Genomic DNA, 14,563 nt, shown 5'->3' with positions numbered 1-14,563 from the left:
TACCCAAATCTTATTTAAATCGACTATTTAGATCACTACTTGAAACTGAAGTATTGAGTGAATGGAAGTTACCTGATTCGGCAATAGCACTCGCTGTTTTAATAAAACCATCCCAAGCTGTACGAGCTAATGCTCCACCCAAGCTAATACGTCTTACACCCAAATCTGCAAGCTCTGCTGCTGTTAAATCACTATCCCAGCCGATTAAAACGTTCACGGGTTTTGGTGCAACAGCATTAACGACAGCAATGATTTGTTCACGTGTTTTGATACCGGGTGCATACAGGCAGTCAGCACCAGCTTCTGAATATGCTTTTAATCTGTTAATCGTATCTTCTAAATCTGGCACACCAACAAAAAAGTTTTCAGCACGGCCGATAAGCATTGTATTCGTTCCGCTTTGATCGATTGCTAAGCGAGCTGCTCGTATTCTTTCAACAGCATCAGGAATATCACGAAGCGGCTTTTCACTATTTCCAGTCGAATCTTCAATAGAAATACCCGCTATACCTGTATCAATTGCCATCAGAACATTCTCAATAACGCCTTGAGTAGTATCTGAAAACCCACTTTCAAAATCAGCATTAATAGGAAGATTGGTCGACTGAACTATGTAACGTAAATGTGCTAATGTTTCATCTCTGTCTAGTTGACCATCTGCTTTTCCACAAGACCATGCATAGCCCGAGCTTGTTGTTGCAAGTGCTTTATAGCCAAGTTGTTCGAGTACCTTTGCGCTGCCTGCATCCCAAGGATTGGGTAAAATAAAACATCCGTCTTTATGGAGATCACGGAAAATTTTTCTTTTCTCATCTACAGAGGTTTTCATTATTCGGTACTCTTTTTAATGTATTTACTGAAACTTAAAACAATTCCATCTAGCTGTTTAAAATAATCTTTTAGAAGGCAAGTTAAAGCTGAATGACTATAACAATTTTTTAACTCATAGAAATATAGCTACTTCTTAATTTGAAATAAGTAAATCAAAATTAAGTCATGTTCATTTTGGGGATATTGATTATAGTTTTCTTTAATTTATATAAATCTGTTTATCGTCATAAAAAATCATAGTTAGCGTTTTATTATTTTTGTAGTTAAACGGGGAGAACGAACCATAAACTATTTTATTATTTAGGATTAGCTATGAAAAACACTTATTTAGTTACAGGCGCTACAAAAGGTATTGGAAAAGCAATTAGCGATGAATTGTCTTTACAGGGACATCATGTAATTGGAATTGCGAGAAATATTAAGGATATAAACTTTTCTGGAGAGCTTTTTAGTTGTGATCTATCAAATATAGAACAAACTGAAGACACCTTAGCTTTAATCTCTAAATCTCATGTTATACACGGAATAGTGAATAACTCAGGAATTAGTCTACCTCAACCTTTAGGCAAGATTACATTTCCTGCCTTAGACGAAGTTTGGAACTTAAATGTAAGAGCTGCTATACAAGTGACACAACACTTTATTGAGCAACTTAAAGAACAACGCTTTGGGCGAATTATTAATATTGGTAGTAGGGCGATTTACGGGGCAAAGGATAGAACAGCTTATTCAGCAGCAAAAAGTGCATTGGTGGGTTGTACAAAAACTTGGGCACTTGAGTTGGCTGAATTTGGAATAACAGTCAACTGTGTTTCACCAGGACCAATTGAAACGGAACTTTTTAGGAAAACCAGACCAATTGGTAGTTTAGCCGAGAAAGCAATATTGGATAGTATTCCATTAGGAAGGATTGGAACGCCTAAAGATGTTGCAGATGCGGTATCTTTTTTACTCTCAGATCATGCAGGCTTTATTACTGGTCAGGTTCTAAATGTTGATGGTGGGGGAAGCCTATAGAATGGTTATTTTGCCAAGTGAAATGCTGATGTGGATAAGGTAAAGTCACTTGAACTGGCGGTGGCACCACTCTGGTAACACTGCAATGATTTTCTGCTTTTAAAAACTCTGTAAGTGGTTAGGCGGCAACCCCTAACAAATCAAAAGCAATCGATACTCGCCATCTTTTTCAATAGGTGCTCGATGAACACAAGGCAAAACCTTTTGAGTTGGATGATCTACGGCCAAACGCCAAATATGTCCCGTGCCTAAATTTACAGGTTGGGCAGCGGGTTTAGGCTGATAATGCAAATCAAAAAAATACTCTGTCAAAAAGGCTTCAAATTCAGCTTCTGGGCCGTCATGTAATTCTTTGAGCTTTTCTCGAGTTTCTGGAATTAAAACTTTTTGTTCAACCTGATCATTGGGAACAATATCGCTGGCAGCGCCGTGATAGGTACATAAGAATGTATCGGTTTCAATGGGAGAGCGATCAACATGAAATGAATATACATCTGTTGAAATGAAATCTAGCTCTTCGTCACGTTCATAATGTTTAAGCAAATTAAGTACGGGCGATGCGCCGAAATGAGATAACTGCTCGATATCTTCTAAAATAGTTTTTCTTGCCAGATTGCCTTTTTCTGAAAGTTGTAGTGCTAAAAGGTCTTCAACAGAAACCTCTGTAATATTTTCTTTTAAATGAAGTTTATTCACAATCTCTTTAAAGTCGCCAACCAAATTTCTGTGCCAGCAAATCGCATTTGTCTCTCCTTGGAACTTTGTATTTACAAGTTCAGGGAAACTAGACACTTGTCTAATTTGTTTGCTGTCAGAAAACGCATTCTTCATAGGAGAATTAAATAAAATAATAGAGCATGTCTAATATTATAGCCTGAGCTTAGCCAAAAAATATTCCATTCCAATTGATTAAGCCAGTTTAGTCTTACTTCAGAAGAACATTATTTGCCTCTGAAGTAAGATCTTTAAACGTCGAGTAATTTATTTACCACTCATATTTCACGCCCACTCGGAAATTAGTCGGAGCGCCGTAATAGCTATTTGTGGTGGCTAAATGGTATTTTTCATTAAATAAGTTATTAACATTAAAGTTGAGCATAAGATTATTGTTGACCTTATAACGTGCCATTAAGTCGACTAAAGCGTAACTTTCTTGAGTGAATCGACCTGTTGCAGAGACTGCATTTTTTTCATAAATTTCACTTTGCCAACGAACACCGCCACCAATGGTGAGGGCTTCATCAAGATAAGGCAGGGTATAGGTGGTAAACAGCTTGGCTGTGTTATTTGGCACACCGGTATTTAATCGGTTGTCTTGACTATCTTTTGATAGGTTGCGGCTAAAGCTTGTGGAAACTTGCCATAAATCAGTCAACTTACCTGTCGCTTCAATTTCAAACCCGCGGTTTTTTGTACCAGATTCTGTGCGATAGGCTTGAGAACCATCTGGGGCAAATACATCTGCTAATGCAATCGCTGTATTGTCCTCTTTAGTTTGATAAATAGCAGCACCAACATTTAACTGATTATCAAAAAACTCACCCTTAATACCCAGCTCGGTACTATTACCTATTAATGGGTCTATGTATTCGCCTGTAACGGCTTTCTTATCTTGTGGTGAAAAAATATTGGTGTAGCTTGCATACGCAGTCCAGTTGTCAGTGAAATCATAGGTAATGCCCACATATGGAATTACCTTGCCACTTTCTTCTTGTGTTGTGTAGGTAGTCGTATTCTTAGCATCTGAATGATCGCCCGTTACGCGTTCCCAGTCTTCAATTCGAGTGCCTAAAATGACTGCAAGATTGTCGGTGGCTTTAAGGCGAACAGCACCAAAAATAGATTGGCTACGATCATCTCCACTGTACCAACCATCTATTTTTGTTTCAGGGCGGTTAGGTGTACTGCCATCCCAAGCAAAAATATTTTTTAGAGTTCCATCCCATGTCATCCCATTATTCCAGCCAGAATAGGTGGGACGTTTATTTTTACTTTTTGTGTAAGTCGTGCCTAACACCACGTCATGAGTTTGATTAAACAAATCAAATGAACCATTCAAAGTTAAATTGAACAAGTCTTGAGTAGGACGATAATCCCAACGGGTTGCATATAACATCGCCCCGCTACCAGTAGCTTTATCGATCCCTTTACTTGAGTAGGTATAGCCTACAATTTCATCTGAATCGGTAATGGTTCTAGATACTACACCTTTTAATTTCCAGCGGTCATTAAACTGGTGCTCAATGTCGGCAAAGTAAGATGTCGTTGAGCGATCTGAACCCGTCCAACTTGCTGCCGCTGAATCTGAACGGGACCAATTAATGAGTGTGCCATCTGTATAAAAGCTTGGTAAACCACCTCTAGCCACACCAGTCAAATCAATTTGCTGGTAACTTGCACCTAAACTTGCTTTGGTTTGGTCTGTTAAATCAGCTTCTACGACTGCATAAGCAACTTTACGTTCTTCATTGTAGCGGTCGATATAAGAGTCTGATTTTTGGTAGGCAAAAAGGGTACGACCACGAATACTTCCAGACTCATTAAGGGGTGTAGAAACATCAATATCGGTACGGTAAGAATCCCAAGAACCAATGTCAGCACTCACCGAAGCCTTAAAGTCTTGTAATGGTTTTTTTCGGACCAGATTAATACTTGCGCTTGCACTGCCAGCGCCTGTCATTAATCCATTTGCACCGCGCACGACTTCGACTCGGTCAAATAATGCCATGTCCTGACTTTGGAAAATACTTGCATATGAACTCATGAGCTTCACGCCATCGAGTAAATAACTATCTACTTCTTTGCCGCGAGCGTAAATAGGTGAATTATCACTACCAATATTGCCGCCTTGTTTAATAGAGAGTCCTGCTGCTTGACTGACAACATCGGTTAATTGGGTGAGGTTCTGATCTTTCATTTGTTGGTTGGTGATTACACTGACCAGCTGAGGTGTTTCTCGCAAACTTAAAGCTAAGCCATTAGAAGCGGTGGTCGCCTTCGCCGTATATAAACCTGAACCTTCGGTTGTTAAATTTTCACCATGATCAGCATTAACATGAATTGTTGCTAAATGCGCCGTACCTGTTTCACTGCCTGCCGTATCAAATTCATTATTGTTATTTGCTTTTGTTTTAATGGCTTCTAACTGGAAAACTTTGGGTTCAATTGGAGCGGGTGGAGCCTTCACTCGGATGCTGTAACCACTATTGTTGACTTTAACGGCTTCAAATGGATGGTTTTGTAATAACAGACTTAAAGCATCTTCAACAGCGTAATTGCCTTGAAGCGCTTTGCTTTTTGTTTTTGAAAGACTGGCATTATCGTAGCTAATGGTTGTGCCTGTTTGAATAGCCAGTTGTTTAATGGCCTGATCAAGCGTGCTCTGGCGAATTGAAATACTATAAGTTTGCGCAGCGTAAATAGAAGTTGAGGTAAGCGCCGTGACCACCAATGGCGTACTCCATAGCACTGCACGTATAGCCAAAGCCAATTTACTTTTTGCTTGATAATCCTTCATGTGGTCTTCTCGACAGGGAGTGTATTTCTCTATAAGTCGAACCAGATCAAAAAAAGGGTCACATTTTTTTATCTTTTTTTAATATTTAACAAATAGGGACCGTAATAATTCAGTTCAAGTTGATGGCTATAGGCTAAAGTTTCTAAGCTTTGCTCAGGGTTCTTTAGAGAAAATACGCCAGAAATTTTTATATTTTTTAATTCAGGCCCGAGATGGTAGCTTCCTTTTTTATAACGAAATAGCTCATCTAGCACTTTTTGAAGTGGCCATTGATCTACAACCAAAAGTTGTTGGGTCCAATACGGTTGATCATTATCGAGAGGAAGAGACTTTGAAATATATTTTTCGTCAAAAAAAACACGCTGGCCTTGTTTTAAGATTTGCCGTTTAGAAGCATTCTCTGGCTCAATGGCTACCGCATGTTTATAGACTTTGACTTTGGTCTGTTCGCTATTTTCTTGGCGAACCGTAAATTGAGTACCTAAGGCTTCTACTGAACCATTCTTGGTTTCGACAATAAATGGTCGATGTTGAGCATCCTTTGCTGTTTCAACATAAATTTCCCCATCAATCAGTTTTATCTGACGTTTCTCTTGCGTGAAATTTACATCGACATAGCAATCACTTGCCATAATCAGTTGTGAGCCATCTTTTAACGATACTTTTCTAATTTCACCCACTTTGGTGTGGTAGTCCGACTGCCATTTTTCCCAAGGTATGAAATAGGCAGACAAACCAACGATCATTAAACCTGAAAGGCTTAACAGCATATTGCGTTTTGCAGCAAGATTAAATTTTTGATTAGACTGAACTAAAGCTTCGGAAGGGAAGTTACCTGCAAGGTTTGATAAACCATGGCTGAATTTTTCCATTTGCTGGAGTGCTAGCTGGTGTTCTTGTTTTTCAGTTTTCCATTCCTCAAATTGTTGTTGCTGTAACGCTGTCATTTCACCCGAATGTAAGAGTACCAACCAGTCTGCGGCTGCCTCTAAAACATGATGAGGGATTTTAGTAATATCTGACATACGATAGAAATTTGAGCACGTTTAAAGGGTTTAATTATAGAGGTCTATACAAGCTAAAAAAGCTTGTTTCATATCTCTTTTCACAGTGGCTTCAGAAATATTCATTTTTTCACTAATTTCTCGATAAGTCATGCCATCTAGTTGAGACATCAAAAAGACCTGAGCTGTGCGGGTAGGCAGTTTTTCTAATATTAAATGGACCTGATATAAAGTTTCTTGAATATAAACTTCATGTTCGGCAGAGGGATAATATTCTTCTGGAAGATTCTGTAGAGCATCTAGATAGAGGCTTTCAATATGCTGACGGCGCCAATAGTCAATCATGACATGTTTGGCGATGCCCATAAGCCATGCCTGTGGTTCCTTAATTTTTTGAAAACAATATTCACTTTTTAAAGCACGATAAAATACTTCCTGGCTTAGGTCTTCAGATTGATGATGGTGCTGAAGTTTGTGTTTAAACCATGATAAAAGCGTAGTTTGCTGAGAACGGTAAATTTGGCTAAACCATACCTGTTTGTCTACATCGAGGTTCATAGCAGTGAAGTCCACAAATTGGCACTGAGTAGCGCAATTAAACACACATTTAAATTATTCTTAAATAGTAATGATAATTATTATTAATATCAATCATTAGAACGATATATTCTAGAAACAATAATGTTCTAATTTTTCGCTATTTAGAGCCTGTACCTTAGTCGCAGACACATGTATCGTTAGGGGATGATCCTTTAAAATTATAAGGTGTTTGATAAGCAACATCGTTCAATTAAACAACCAAACTATACCACCACGATAAAACAACAACGTTCTCAAGATGAGTCGTATAAATAACAAGGAATAAAACATTTTGTTTTATTGGTGAATCTTGAAGTGGGGTATCAATGATCCAGATGGGGGTCTATGAAGAAATATTTTATGGTTGATTTATTTATGTTCGCTTCGTCTTTTTTAAGAAACACAAGAAAAATTACCGCAGCGTAAAGGACCAGCAGCTTACAATTGCAGCCAAAGCAAATATCTTTATTTGCATCATTTTTTGCTTGTTCTGGACCATATATTTTGCATTTGCACAAATGTGGTTGATTGTTTACATGGATATCTTTTTTACATTGATCTCCATATTTAGCCTTTTTCTTATTTATATAAATCGAATTTCAGCGGGTATTCTTCTTTCACAGGTCGTACTGCTGGTTTTTCCAGTGGTGTTCTGCCTATTTTTTGATATAGCTACCGTTGATCGTCCGCAGGTAGCTCATTTATTTTTACCTGCTGGAGCGATATTGGGGTATTTGAATTACCGCAGAGACCCAAGCTATTTACAATTCATTTTAATTTTATTGTCGATTGGGTGTTTTATATTTTTTAGTGGAAGCTTTTTTAATCTTGAGAGTGCTATACCGCTATCTGAAGATATTCGTGATCATGGCGGATGGATTGCAACTTGTGCTGCCACATTAATGATTTGTATTTCAATTTATACCATGCAATTAGAGATACAAATAGAAAACAGCATGGTGAAAGACTTACGCTTAGCTCTTGCTAAACAACAATTTGAGCTTTTTTATCAGCCACAAATCAATTCATCTGAAACGCTGATTGGCGCGGAAGCTTTATTAAGATGGCAACATCCTACTTTAGGTTATGTGCCTACAAAAGATTTCATTCCAGCGGCTGAAACGTTTGGATTAATGCCAGAGATTGGGGAGTGGGTGTTAGATCAAGGCTGCAAAGTTTTACAAGACTGGAGCAAAAAAGACGAGACCAAAGATCTTACGCTTTCAATCAATATTAGTGCTGATCACTTCATGCAACCAAACTTTGAGCAGAGTATGATCGGGCTGATTAAGCAGTATGAGATAAATCCATCTCGACTCATATTAGAAATCACTGAAAATATTGCTTTAACGAATTGTGTCAGCATGATTGAAAAAATGCATTTCTTGTCTAAAAATGGAATTCAGCTTTCTCTTGATGATTTTGGTACAGGATATTCATCTTTAAGCTATTTACAAAAGATGCCGATTAGACAAATCAAGATTGATCGTAGCTTTGTACAAGCAGCTTTGGATGATAAACGTAGTAATAAATTAGTCACTGGTATTATTAAAATTGGACTAGATTTGAACCTACAAGTGTTAGTAGAGGGGATTGAAACTGCTGAACAGTTTAGCGCTTTTAAAAACAATGGCTGCACGGAGTTTCAAGGTTATTTATGGGGGTGCCCGATGCCGTTAAATGACTTCTTAAAACAGATAGCTCATTTCAAAAAATAGGCAAAACAACTATTTCAGCAGTTAAGTATAGAAAGTAAAAAGAGAGTTAGTATTGTTTAGAAAAATTTAAATTAATTTCAAATATGTAATAACAGCTAAACATTCATGGTGAAAGATATGGATATTTATTAAACGGATCACACCATGTCTAGCTTTAAAATAAATACACTTTTACTTTCTCTTATCTCTTGTTCAGTCTTTTTTACGGGGTGTAATGACAGTAATAGCTCAGATGATAATTCTACAGCAAATCAAGAAATACCCGCAGCGCCAAAGGGTGTAGGCTTTGAGGATACTGCTCCAGTTCCATTGAATATCACCACTATTGTAGATTCATGGACGACCAATCAACGTGGCGATGCACGTTATGCCACGGTTGAAACAAATGCTGGGGTACGTGTGCTGAGTGGCTTTTTAGATGTATGGACGCCCTCAAGTTTATTTGTAGATGCAGGCCAATCTGCTGAGGCAAAAGACGGCTTTCCTGCGGTAGTCGCATCAAACTGGACAGGTCTACCGGGTGACAGTACGGACGGTACAAAAAAGAATGTAGATGTATTGAACTACAACATTAATTATTCAATTCAAACCACGCATAAACGTACAGACGAAGAAGCTATTCGGGCCTATTTAGATGATAGACGCGGAAAAAGTTATAGCGTAACGACAGGGATGGGAGCATTAACCGATCCGTGGAGAAAACTCACGGGGCAGACCACCACAATTAATTCAGTGCCAGCCGATGCTGCACAAGTAAAATACGATGACAAAGGCAATAATAGTGGACTAACCACGGTCGATGGCAATGCCAACTTTGGAAAAGTGGTTGAGTTTGTTCAAGCGATGGGGAATAACTCATCGACAGAATCAGCAAAGCGTTTTTATAAATATGCTCGTCCGTGGCGCTGGAGTTCTGAAGTCATTGTTGTACCTAGTTTAGAATCTGCTAAAAGTAGTACACCTGCAACTGACGGCGGTTTCCCAAGTGGGCACACCGCCGAAGCTGGTCGAAATGCAATTGCGATGGCTTATTTAGTGCCTCAGCGTTATCAGGAACTCGTTGCTCGCGGTATGGACCTTGGTAATTCACGTATTATTGCGGGCATGCATTCAGCGATGGACGTGATTGGCGGACGTCTTCAGTCGATTGCCGCAGATGTTGCCAACTTAAATGCTATGACTGTAGAGCAACGAAAAGAAGCTTATTTACAAGCTCAAACACAGCTCATGAAAGAGACCAATAGCTCAACGTTTGAATCATTTTATAGCTTGGCGAAAACACCTTATGACGCGAATGACCGTTTTGCCGATCTTGAAAAGTTAAAACAGCAGGTGAATCACTGGATGACCTATGGTTTTAACCAAATTGGCGATAAAACAAAAATAGCAACGGTGCCTAAAGGTGCAGAGGTTTTATTGGAAACCCGACTTCCTTATTTATCAGCCGATCAGCGGCGTGTGGTTTTGAAATCGACTGCACTTGCTTCGGGTTATCCAGTCATGGATGACGTTGAGGGCTATGGGCGTTTAAACCTATTTAGAGCGGGCGCAGGTTATGGCAGTTTTGATGGTGATGTTAATCTGACCATGGATGCGAGTTTAGGTGGCTTTAATCAATATGATCAATGGAGTAATGATATTACGGGTGCTGGGAAACTGACCAAATCAGGTACAGGAACTTTAGCACTGACAGGAAATAACTCGTTTACTGGCGGAATTGATTTAAAACAGGGTGGTTTAGAAATATTGTCTGAGCATGGTGCAGGTCAAGGCGATATTTATATGCATGAAAATAGCCTATTAAAAACCAACTCAGCTAAAACAGTTACTATTGCGGGTAATTTAACTCAGCTTGCAGGAACCACCTTCAATATCACGTTTAAATCGAATGTACTTCCAGCAGTTCAGGTGGCAAATACGCTTACTTTAAATGGAACATTGCAGCTCGTCACAAAAGACAATTTAGCGGCGGGAACTTATACGGTGTTATCTGCTAAAAAAGTCCAAGGCACCTATAAAAAAGTGACACTTAATGGCAAAGATATTACGCCAATTTATCAAAATAATAGCGTTAAGTTTACGGTGTCATAAGCAGAACTTGGATAACCCATATCCATAGTTAAAAGTAAGTTGGGCCACTCCAAATGTTTAATTAAACAATTTTAAAGAGTGGTCCGACTAACCGAAATGCTTAAATGATGGAAATAAACCTATCTACATACGAATTTTGCTATAGATAGATTTTACTTTCTCTGGGCTAATGGTCAGCATGTGAATCGCGCCGTGAATCATTCCTTCCAACAAATGAAAGTTCACCTGAATACCAGCATCCCACAGTTTTTGAGCATATCTTTCACCATCATCGCGAACGGGATCATATTCACAAATAAAAATGGTCGCATCCGGTAGTCCTTCTAAAGACTGAGCGAGTAACGGGCTTACAAGTTCATTCTGTTTTTCACTTTCATGCGGCACATATTGATCCCAGCAATAAACCATTGTGGATGACTCCAAACCATAACCTTCGGCGTATTGGCTATAAGACTTGCTACTCATTGTTGCATCTAAAGCAGGGTAGAAAAGAAGTTGATGGCTCACCTTAATTTCTGGGTGTTGTCTTGCTATGAGACATGAGGCGGCAGCTATGTTTGCGCCCGCACTATCTCCACCTACAGCAATACGGTTTCGGTCAATTCCAAACAGTGAAGCATTTTCATGGATATAGCGTAATGCCGTAAAAAAATCATTTAAAGGCGTGGGAAACTTAAACTCTGGAGCCAATCGATAGTCCACAGAAAACACAACCAGTTGAGTGGATTCTGCTAATAACCGACACGAGCGGTCCCATGCGTCTAAACTTCCCAGACACCAGCCTCCACCATGAGCAAAAACTAAAGCGGGCCGTTGCTCAGCGTTTTCGAGTGAATAGGGAACATAAACACGAACCTCAATTTCCATATCATCTGAAACAGCAACATGAAAACTTTGCTGATAGCTTGCATCATGATGAATGCCTTGCTGATCAATAATGTCTTTATTTACTTGTTCCCTTAGCTCTTGCAACGAGTTTACTTCTTGTGTACTTGGTTTGGACTTAAGCCAGTTTTCAATTTCAGCAAGTAGAGGCATGGCTTTTTTCCTGCTGTAAAAAATCTAAAATGAGAGAACTAAATGTTTCTGACTGTTCTTCCATAATGAAATGACCGCAGTCTTTTACAATCGCACTTGTTAAATGCGGTGAAACTTTCTTCATGGTTTCATAAGGTGCATTGTCTGTGGCATGTTCAGCACCTATTGCTAAAACTGGCATGTCTAAGCTTTTAGTTTCTCTAATTTTATTTTGACGAATGGTCTCTGGAATAGACCGATAATAATTAAAACCCGCCGTTAATCGACCCGGAATTTTATAGGCTTCAATATAAGTTTCAATCGCCACTTTATCTTTGTGCCACGACCATTTATCAAACATATAGTTTAAATAAGTATCTTCACGGCCTGTGATTAAAGCTTCGGGTAAATCTAGGGTTTGGTTAAACATGAAATGCCAAAGAAAGATATTTTCACTCGACTCAACAAAAATAGGTGGTGCGGGCGCTAAACCGGGAATCACTGCTTCTGTTACCGCAAGACGAGTGACTGATTTAGGAAAGTCAGATGCAAGCGCATATGCAACCCACATCCCAATATCATGACCAACAACCGAATAAGTTGGATATTCAAGTTCAGTCATGAGCATTGATAAAATTTTAGCAATACGCCCCGTATCGTAACTTCCATCCAGTGGAGCTGAATTTCCGGTTCCGGGTAAATCAACAGCGATTGCTTGATAACCCTGTTTCGCCAGTTCAACCATGACTTTGTGCCACGCGTACCATGTTTGTGGCCAACCCGGAATAAGTAATACAGCTGTACCTTCCCCTAAGGTGACGTAGTGTAATTTTTTACTTTCGATGTGAGTGTAATGATGATGGAATTCGTTATGTGAGTTTTCATTGAATAATTGAGTTTTCATTTTGAGTTCTCTTACGATTCCTTAAATACCTAATAACTGATTAATTTGAGTCTGATTCACAGGGGCAGCAGCAAAGTCATCAAACACTTTATCGGTGACATGAATAATATTTTGCTTAATAAACTCGGCACCTTCGCGTGCGCCATCATCCTTATTTTTGAGGCAGCATTCCCACTCTAATGTTGCCCAGCCTTCGTAGTCGTAATGCGCTAACTTTGAAAAAATTGCTTTAAAGTCAACTTGACCATCACCCGTAGAACGGAATCGACCCGCTCGATTTCCCCAGCTTTGATAGCCGCTATACATTCCTTGGCGGCCTGTTGGATTAAATTCGGCATCTTTAACATGAAACATGCGAATGAAATCTTTATAGATATTGAGATATTCCAGATAGTTCAGTTGCTGTAAAACAAAATGGCTTGGGTCAAAAAGAATATGGCAACGTGGGTGGTTGCGAGTCCGCTCTAAAAACATTTCAAATGTAATGCCGTCATGCAAATCTTCACCAGGGTGAATTTCGTAGCAAAGGTTGACGTCTTGTTCATCACAAGCATTCAAAATAGGAAGCCATCGACGCGCTAATTCATCAAACGCCGTTTCGATGAGTCCTGATGGTCTTTGTGGAAATGGAAATACATAAGGCCATGCTAGCGAGCCTGAAAATGTCCCCATCTCTTTAAGACCTAAGCGGGCAGCTGCCTGAATTGAGGCGAGCATTTGTTGTTTTGCCCACTCGGTTCTAGCTGCTGAATTGCCATGCAAATGAGAGGGGGCGAAGTTATCGCACATTGAGTCATAAGCAGGATGCACAGCCATTAGCTGCCCAAAAATATGAGTCGTTAACTCACTAATTTTTAAGCCATGATTGCTTAAAGTACCTAATATTTCATCGCAATAATCTTGGCTTTCTGCTGCCAAATTGACATCAAATAAACGCTTATCCCAAGCAGGAAGTTGTACCGCTTCAAAGCCTTGGTTTGCTACCCAAGCAGCAATATCTTCTAGACGGTTAAAAGGGAAAACATCATCACTAAATTGAGCAAGATGAATACTTGGGCCTTTGATGGTTTTCATAATAAAACCTAATTAGTTGTCGATCGACAAACAATAGGCTTAATTTTTGAGAAAAACAACTTTTTATTTGAAAATCAAAACAAAACAGGACTATTTTGAATAAATCTCATTGATTTATTTGTGAAAATATTTTTTTCGAATAATAATGAAAACACGTACTAAGTTTGATAAAGGGTCATTATGGCTGGCAGACCAAGAGAGTTTGATCGAGAAGAAGCCCTCGTAAAAGCGAGAGATTTCTTCTGGCTTCACGGCTATGAAGGCACATCCATGTCAGATTTAGTTGAAGTTTTGGGGATTGCCTCAGCTCGAATTTATAAAGCGTTTGGCTCAAAAGAGGCCTTGTTTAGAGAGGCTGTAAATCACTATGAAAAGAACGAAGGTAATTTCGCGCTAAATGCTTTAAAGCAAAAAAATATTAAGGATGCAATCAACCAATTATTTCAAGATGCACTAGCGCTTTACACGCAAACCAACCATTCCTATGGGTGCATGGTGGTGTCAGCAGCGAGTGTGCTAGGTGAAGAAAACCAAGCTGTTTTGGAATGGATGAAAGCACAGCGTATTGCACGAGGCCAAAGTCTAGTCGAACGATTTGTTCAGGCAAAATCAGATGGTGAATTGGTCGCAGATGCAGACCCTAAAACCTTAGGGCAATATTACGCGCTTGTTCTCCATGGTTTATCTGTTCAGGCAAGAGATGGATATTCTCAAGAAGAGCTTTCTCAGGTGATTCATTTTGCATTAAAAAATCTAGAGCAATATGTTGTGAGTGTTTAGTGAATTGAAATTTCAAGCGAAGTTTTTTGAA

At 39.1% G+C, this 14,563-nt stretch carries 10 protein-coding genes and 2 pseudogenes; 4 read left to right on the top strand and 8 right to left on the bottom strand.

Annotation, left to right across the window (positions count from 1 at the left end):
* Positions 1-10: 10 nt before the first annotated feature.
* A complete protein-coding gene (locus AC1PJP_RS18380; RefSeq protein ID WP_282497127.1) occupies positions 11-829 on the bottom strand; it encodes an isocitrate lyase/PEP mutase family protein in 819 nt (272 codons plus the stop codon).
* Between the two features lie 314 nt (positions 830-1,143).
* Between AC1PJP_RS18380 and AC1PJP_RS18375 the strand changes: the two genes are divergently transcribed.
* Entirely contained in the window at positions 1,144-1,848 is a 705-nt protein-coding gene (locus AC1PJP_RS18375) for an SDR family oxidoreductase (RefSeq protein WP_479768037.1), read from the top strand.
* A gap of 132 nt (positions 1,849-1,980) precedes the next feature.
* Here AC1PJP_RS18375 and AC1PJP_RS18370 read toward each other — a convergent pair whose 3' ends face one another.
* From AC1PJP_RS18370 to AC1PJP_RS18355, 4 genes and pseudogenes are all read right to left on the bottom strand, one after another.
* Positions 1,981-2,679, bottom strand: a complete 699-nt coding sequence (locus tag AC1PJP_RS18370; protein ID WP_479768035.1) for a DUF1826 domain-containing protein — start codon at positions 2,677-2,679, stop codon at positions 1,981-1,983.
* A 154-nt stretch (positions 2,680-2,833) separates the two neighbouring features.
* Positions 2,834-5,365 carry a TonB-dependent siderophore receptor gene (locus tag AC1PJP_RS18365; RefSeq protein WP_479768034.1) on the bottom strand — a complete coding sequence of 844 codons (2,532 nt, stop codon included), beginning with the start codon at positions 5,363-5,365 and terminating at the stop codon, positions 2,834-2,836.
* A 58-nt stretch (positions 5,366-5,423) separates the two neighbouring features.
* Positions 5,424-6,390 (bottom strand): annotated as a pseudogene (locus AC1PJP_RS18360) (FecR domain-containing protein).
* Positions 6,391-6,420: 30 nt separating this feature from the next.
* On the bottom strand, positions 6,421-6,927 hold the full coding sequence (locus AC1PJP_RS18355; RefSeq protein ID WP_479753617.1) for a sigma-70 family RNA polymerase sigma factor: 507 nt from the start codon (positions 6,925-6,927) through the stop codon (positions 6,421-6,423).
* Between the two features lie 366 nt (positions 6,928-7,293).
* On the opposite strand from AC1PJP_RS18355, the pseudogene AC1PJP_RS18350 reads away from it, so the two are divergent.
* Both AC1PJP_RS18350 and AC1PJP_RS18345 read left to right on the top strand, forming a co-directional pair.
* Positions 7,294-8,666: pseudogene (locus AC1PJP_RS18350) on the top strand (putative bifunctional diguanylate cyclase/phosphodiesterase).
* A 144-nt stretch (positions 8,667-8,810) separates the two neighbouring features.
* The gene (locus AC1PJP_RS18345; RefSeq protein WP_479768032.1) at positions 8,811-10,757 is read left to right on the top strand and encodes an acid phosphatase; all 1,947 of its coding nucleotides are present in this window, start codon (positions 8,811-8,813) and stop codon (positions 10,755-10,757) included.
* Positions 10,758-10,880: 123 nt separating this feature from the next.
* On the opposite strand, the gene AC1PJP_RS18340 is transcribed toward AC1PJP_RS18345, so the two are convergent.
* Genes AC1PJP_RS18340 through AC1PJP_RS18330 form a run of 3 tightly spaced genes read right to left on the bottom strand, consistent with a single transcriptional unit; the run spans position 10,881 to position 13,752 of the window.
* On the bottom strand, positions 10,881-11,795 hold the full coding sequence (locus AC1PJP_RS18340; RefSeq protein ID WP_479768030.1) for an alpha/beta hydrolase: 915 nt from the start codon (positions 11,793-11,795) through the stop codon (positions 10,881-10,883).
* The gene (locus AC1PJP_RS18335; protein ID WP_479768028.1) at positions 11,779-12,678 is read right to left on the bottom strand and encodes an alpha/beta fold hydrolase; all 900 of its coding nucleotides are present in this window, start codon (positions 12,676-12,678) and stop codon (positions 11,779-11,781) included. The genes AC1PJP_RS18340 and AC1PJP_RS18335 overlap by 17 nt, the downstream gene beginning before the upstream one ends.
* 21 nt (positions 12,679-12,699) lie before the next feature.
* Positions 12,700-13,752, bottom strand: coding sequence for a sugar phosphate isomerase/epimerase family protein (locus tag AC1PJP_RS18330; RefSeq protein WP_479768026.1), 1,053 nt, complete (start codon positions 13,750-13,752; stop codon positions 12,700-12,702).
* Between the two features lie 180 nt (positions 13,753-13,932).
* On the opposite strand from AC1PJP_RS18330, the gene AC1PJP_RS18325 reads away from it, so the two are divergent.
* Entirely contained in the window at positions 13,933-14,532 is a 600-nt protein-coding gene (locus AC1PJP_RS18325; protein WP_151822761.1) for a TetR/AcrR family transcriptional regulator, read from the top strand.
* The last annotated feature ends 31 nt before the right edge of the window (positions 14,533-14,563 follow it).

The organism is Acinetobacter sp. V116_7 (assembly GCF_056735735.1).
The sequence above is the reverse complement of the archived record's forward strand: the minus strand, read 5'-3'. Positions and strand labels throughout refer to the sequence as shown.

Coding starts and splice junctions, on each gene's coding strand:
- AC1PJP_RS18380 (WP_282497127.1), bottom strand. CDS start 829: ATGAAAACCTCTGTAGATGAGAAAAGAAAAATTTTCCGTGATCTCCAT.
- AC1PJP_RS18375 (WP_479768037.1), top strand. CDS start 1,144: ATGAAAAACACTTATTTAGTTACAGGCGCTACAAAAGGTATTGGAAAA.
- AC1PJP_RS18370 (WP_479768035.1), bottom strand. CDS start 2,679: ATGAAGAATGCGTTTTCTGACAGCAAACAAATTAGACAAGTGTCTAGT.
- AC1PJP_RS18365 (WP_479768034.1), bottom strand. CDS start 5,365: ATGAAGGATTATCAAGCAAAAAGTAAATTGGCTTTGGCTATACGTGCA.
- AC1PJP_RS18355 (WP_479753617.1), bottom strand. CDS start 6,927: ATGAACCTCGATGTAGACAAACAGGTATGGTTTAGCCAAATTTACCGT.
- AC1PJP_RS18345 (WP_479768032.1), top strand. CDS start 8,811: ATGTCTAGCTTTAAAATAAATACACTTTTACTTTCTCTTATCTCTTGT.
- AC1PJP_RS18340 (WP_479768030.1), bottom strand. CDS start 11,795: ATGCCTCTACTTGCTGAAATTGAAAACTGGCTTAAGTCCAAACCAAGT.
- AC1PJP_RS18335 (WP_479768028.1), bottom strand. CDS start 12,678: ATGAAAACTCAATTATTCAATGAAAACTCACATAACGAATTCCATCAT.
- AC1PJP_RS18330 (WP_479768026.1), bottom strand. CDS start 13,752: ATGAAAACCATCAAAGGCCCAAGTATTCATCTTGCTCAATTTAGTGAT.
- AC1PJP_RS18325 (WP_151822761.1), top strand. CDS start 13,933: ATGGCTGGCAGACCAAGAGAGTTTGATCGAGAAGAAGCCCTCGTAAAA.